Here is a 581-nt window from a genome sequence, read left to right on the forward strand (position 1 = left end):
TTCGCAAATCTCGTGATACACTTAGCAGAAGATCAACAAACAAAGTTGGTCAAACTCATGGACCGAGCCGTCCTCATATCTCTTCAGAACATATCAGGCCCGCAACGCTGTGAGGTCTGGCCCTCTCGGCAGATTTTGCGATGCAAAATCGCCTGTCGGGCAACGTCGATTTTGCTGAAAGCAAAATCAACTGGGTCGGTAGCTCAGGTGGTTAGAGCGCACGCCTGATAAGCGTGAGGTCGGAGGTTCAAGTCCTCCTCGACCCACCAAAAATTTTGGGGCCTTAGCTCAGCTGGGAGAGCGCCTGATTTGCATTCAGGAGGTCAGGAGTTCGATCCTCCTAGGCTCCACCATTCCTCGCTTCGCTCGTCATGGTGAAGCCTAGGATTTTTGATGCGCCAATCGTCAAGTCGATTGGCGGTGGCTCCACCATATTGCTTCGATTTGATCATCGAGCACTTGATTGAGTGCTGGATCATCCAATCGGATGAATTGACATCGTATAGAGAGAAATCAATCAACACTGTTTGATCGTGCCGAGTGTGGCGCTGATCTCGGTCGTTCTCATCTTCGGATGAGCG

Annotated in this window: 1 protein-coding gene and 2 tRNA genes; 2 read left to right on the forward strand and 1 reads right to left on the reverse strand. The window is 50.8% G+C overall.

Annotated elements, in window-relative coordinates; genetic code table 11:
* Window positions 1-192: 192 nt before the first annotated feature.
* Together ACR0NJ_RS21285 and ACR0NJ_RS21290 are read left to right on the forward strand one after the other, a co-directional pair.
* Window positions 193-269, forward strand: a tRNA-Ile gene (locus ACR0NJ_RS21285).
* Between the two features lie 8 nt (window positions 270-277).
* Window positions 278-353, forward strand: a tRNA-Ala gene (locus ACR0NJ_RS21290).
* Here the strand turns inward: ACR0NJ_RS21290 and ACR0NJ_RS21295 are convergent.
* On the reverse strand, window positions 324-581 hold a 258-nt coding region (locus ACR0NJ_RS21295; protein WP_480819086.1), incomplete at its 5' end, for a hypothetical protein. The genes ACR0NJ_RS21290 and ACR0NJ_RS21295 overlap by 30 nt on opposite strands.

The sequence above is a fragment of the Ruegeria sp. F11 genome (assembly GCF_056533855.1).